General features: G+C 48.4%; 5 protein-coding genes. 4 read left to right on the top strand and 1 reads right to left on the bottom strand.

What is annotated here, in order from left to right; all coding sequences use genetic code 11:
- Positions 1-213: hypothetical protein (locus tag BR04_RS17465; protein WP_496356526.1), on the bottom strand; the 213-nt coding region annotated here is incomplete at its 3' end.
- Positions 214-314: 101 nt separating this feature from the next.
- Here BR04_RS17465 and BR04_RS17460 point away from each other — a divergent pair.
- From BR04_RS17460 to BR04_RS17445, 4 genes are all read left to right on the top strand, one after another.
- A complete protein-coding gene (locus BR04_RS17460; protein WP_496357308.1) occupies positions 315-1,040 on the top strand; it encodes a hypothetical protein in 726 nt (241 codons plus the stop codon).
- Positions 1,041-1,264: 224 nt separating this feature from the next.
- Positions 1,265-3,520 carry an SUMF1/EgtB/PvdO family nonheme iron enzyme gene (locus BR04_RS17455; RefSeq protein WP_496357307.1) on the top strand — a complete coding sequence of 752 codons (2,256 nt, stop codon included), beginning with the start codon at positions 1,265-1,267 and terminating at the stop codon, positions 3,518-3,520.
- Between the two features lie 34 nt (positions 3,521-3,554).
- A complete protein-coding gene (locus BR04_RS17450) occupies positions 3,555-3,791 on the top strand; it encodes a hypothetical protein (protein WP_496357306.1) in 237 nt (78 codons plus the stop codon).
- Positions 3,791-4,272, top strand: a 482-nt coding sequence (locus BR04_RS17445; RefSeq protein ID WP_496357305.1) for a serine/threonine protein kinase, incomplete at its 3' end; no start/stop codon positions are given. The genes BR04_RS17450 and BR04_RS17445, both read left to right, overlap by 1 nt.

Below are 4,272 nucleotides of genomic sequence, written 5' to 3'. Positions count from 1 at the left end.
CAAAACAAGTCCGAGCATGGCATAGAGTTCCTTGGTTGGCCGACCCTTCCCGTCGTCAAAGAGAGGAAACAGCTTCTCAACCGGAAGTCTGTGGAGGATTTCTTCACGAAACAGATGCGCCCATGATGATTTCAGAAGAGCCAGCCTCTTTGAGCCAAGATGTTCAAACGGACTGAACATGTCGTACTGTTTGTGGTCTTTGATGTGGATCATGTAAAATCCTTACAATATGTTTAAATTACAGCATATACATACCAAAAACAGTATCTTGGATCAATATGAAAAATCAAAAAATATATCTATTTTAAACACTTATGCCATTTTGGCTTTTTTGCGAGTGCATCAATATTTCTGAATATAAGTTTAAAAAAGAAGCAATTTTTCAGCCAAAACCAAAGCTTTCTTATTTTAAAAATGCATTTAGATTTTTGTATTTGACATCAAGAATCCATGGTGCAGTAACAGCAGGGTTATTTGTCTGTATTGAACTACTTTCGTCCTTTAATGTTTTATCTGGTTCAGACTTATTGCTTCTTGCTCTTATTGGGTTTTGGTGTTTGATATCACAAATTCATGTTGCAATAACTACAGGGATTTTTATCTTTTTTGTAAAATTTTTATCCGATCCTTCTCTTTCGAGTGCAGATTTATTGTCTTTTGTTCCTATTTTTACCGTTATCGTTTTTCTATTCTTGGGTGCATCCATCTTTCCGAAGCTTAGGCAGGCAGAGATGACAAGGTTCTTTTTTATACTTGCCGGTGCTACCGGGGGGGCACTGACTAGAATTTTGCTGAATAATACGAAGAATGCAGGAATAGACAGCGTTGTTTTGAATAGTGTTTTGTTGCTTGGAGGGACGATAGTTATATTCGCCATTGTACTTTATATCTTTTATTGGCTGGGTTGTTGGAAAAAAATTCATGCATTTAACATAGAACAACCTTCTGTAAAAACTTTGGTTTTTTCTCTTTTTCTTTTTTTATTGTTTTTTATAAGCCTAAGCTTCGGGATGCATTCATTGTTAATGGGTTTTAGTTAAAAAATATGCCCTGGATTCTCAGGATCTTGGAAGGAATGGTTCGGTATCATTGTAAAGCAGAGCCGGTATCATAGGTGATTTTCACAAATAGTTTGGAAATGAAGGCCTTTTGGGGCAGTGGATGGAATGAGGACGGTGAGGGCCGGGATGTCGCCAGAAGCCCGATTTTTTTCAGACAGCGCCAGGGAAGTAGGAGGGCTGCCCCTTTTGGAGGAAGGAAGATAATGGAAACTGAAGTGCGTCATGATGCCCTGTCTGTGGGTGAAAAACTCCATGTCTATGTCATTGAGTCCATCCTTGGTTCCGGAGCCTTTGGCATCACCTACCGAGTGCGACACAGCCATTTTGACAGCCTGCATGTGATCAAGGAGTATTTCCCGGAGTCCGGGGTTCGGGATCGGGGAACCCAGCGTATCACCGTCCGCAGTCAGTCGGAGAAGGAGATTTTCACCTGGGGGCTGGACAGTTTTTTCAAAGAAGCAAAACTTCTCCATAACCTCAGCCATCCCAACATTGTGAAGGTGAGTGACTTTTTCGAGTCCAATGATACCGCCTATTTTGTCATGCCCTGGATTGAGGGAAATACCCTTCACTCCTGGATGCAGGTGAATCCCAGGCCATCCCAGAAAGAACTGGAATCCATCTTCATCCCCCTGCTGGAGGGCCTGAAGTATATCCACGAAAGGGGGCTGCTGCACCGGGACATCAAGCCGGAAAACATCCTTCTGACCTCTAAGGGAATGCCGATTCTGATCGATTTTGGCGCGGCCCGTGATGCCATTGGCATGAAAAGCCGGGTGCTGACCCAGGTGCTCACCCCCCACTTTGCTCCCATCGAGCAGTACGGCAGCAAGGGAAATTTTACGGCCAGCCTGGATCTCTACAGCCTTTCCGTCTGTCTGTACCAGTGCATCACCGGCGATCTTCCCGATGTGGCCACAGACCGGATGCTGGAGGATAGCCTTTCTCCCCTTGGGGGCAGTGCCTATGAAAGTGATTATACCTCAGCCTTTCTGTCGGGCATTGATAAGGGCCTTGCCCTGCGTGCAGAAGAGCGTCATCCGGATGCCTCTTCCATGCAGAAGGCGCTTTGGGGGATGGAGGAAGGGAGGGGGGAGAGGAAAGAAAAAAGGGATGAAGCGAAAAGGGAGGATCGGATTTCTGTTAAAGAGAAAAACCATTCTGCTATGGCATTGCCAAGGGCAGAGCCTCCTTTTTCCGTGAGAACCCTTGCTTTTTCCATTCTTCCTTTTTTGCTGATTTTCATCGGTTTGGGTTTGGGAGCTGGGCTGGCTTATGTGGGGTATCAGGAATATCTTGAGAAGAGAAGCCGTGAAACAGCGGATGCAGAGGAATGGCGTCTTGCATCTGAAAAAAATACCATCAAAGAGTATGAGGGCTATCTTGAGGGCTGTGTGGCCTGTATGTACCGGGAGGAGGCCATCAGCCGGGTTGCGTCTTTGCATGGGGAAGCCAAAAAGCGTGAGGCGGAGAAAAGACGCAAGGCAGAGGAAAAGCGCAGGGCAGAGGAACTGAAAGCTTCGATTGGGAGCCTGCGTGTGGATGTGGAGCCAGTATCCGCAAAAATCCGGATACTGAATATTGTCCCGGTATTCAGCCAGGGGATGGCCCTGAAGGCGGGCCGTTACCATGTGGAGGTGTCGGCTCCGGGATATGAGACCAGGAAGGAGTGGGTGAAGCTGGATTCCGGGGAAGACCGGACTCTGACTGTGCGGCTTGTGGATCTTCCTCCGATTAGAGAAAAAATAACCAATTCTATGGGTATGACCTTTTTGCGTATCCCGGCAGGAGAGTTCTGGATGGGGTCTCCAGAGAATGAGGATGGACGGGATGATGATGAAAAACGTCACCGTGTAAAGATTTCTAAAGATTTTTACATGATGAGCACGGAAGTGACCCAGGCGCAGTGGGAAAGGGTGATGGAAAAGAACCCTCCCAGCTTTACAAGCTGTGGTAAGGACTGCCCTGTGGAGAGGGTTTCCTGGAATGAGGTGCAGGAATTCATCAAAAAGCTGAACACCATGGATAAGAGCCTCACCGTGCGTCTGCCCACGGAGGCGGAGTGGGAATATGCGGCCCGTGCGGGGACGGATACGCCCTTTGCCTTTGGAAGTTGCCTTTCCACGAGTGATGCCAACTATGACGGCAACTATCCCTTATCCACTTGCCCTAAAGAAAGTTACCGGCAACGTCTAGTAGAGGTGGCTTTTTTCAAACCCAATGCCTGGGGGCTGTATGACATGCATGGGAATGTGTGGGAGTGGGTTCAGGATGTGTATAAAGAAGAATATGAGACTTTGCCCGGAACCGATCCCATATATGCGGGATACGGTGATTACCGTGTTTTTCGGGGCGGCGGTTGGAACGGCCTCGCCAGGAACTGCCGTTCGGCCGATCGCAGCAGGAGCGGGGCTGACCTTTACAGCAACGGCCTTGGGTTCCGCCTCGCAGGATCTTAATCTTTTGTTTTTTTGAATTTAAAGGAGGCAGGTCTTGGAAGCTTTATCTTATGTGAATTCCACATTCGATATTGCATCCCCTCCCCCTCAGCTTGCCACCGTCCGTGAAAAATATGTGGCCTTTACCCGTGATGATGCCCTGCGGGAAGCTTACGCAGCTCCCATGAAATGGCAAGGGGATCATCTTTGGGGAACTGTCTCTGCCAGAAAAACGGGCCTTGGCCTGCTGGAAGACGAAGGGGGCTGTTTCCTTGTAAAGAGAGGAAGATAATGGAAACCGAAGAGCGCCACGATGCCTTGCCCGTGGGGGCAAAACTCCATGTCTATGTCATTGAGTCCATCCTGGGTTCCGGAGCCTTTGGCATCACCTACCGAGTGCGGCACAGCCATTTTGACAGCCAGCATGTGATCAAGGAGTATTTTCCGGAATCCGGGGTTCGGGATCGGGGAACCCAGCGCATCACCGTCCGCAGTCAGTCGGAGAAAGAGGTCTTCACCTGGGGGCTGGACAGTTTTTTCAAGGAAGCAAGGCTTCTCCATGGCCTGAGTCATCCCAATATCGTGAAGGTGAGTGACCTTTTCGAGTCCAATGATACCGCCTATTTTGTCATGCCCTGGATTGAGGGAAAAACCCTCCATGACTGGATGAAGGAGAACCCGAAGCCTGACCAGGAAACGCTGGAATCCATCTTCATTCCCCTGCTGGAGGGCCTGAAATATATCCACGAAAGGGGGTTGCTGCACCGGGACAT

This window comes from Desulfobotulus sapovorans DSM 2055, assembly GCF_059569355.1.
The sequence above is the reverse complement of the archived record's forward strand: the minus strand, read 5'-3'. Positions and strand labels throughout refer to the sequence as shown.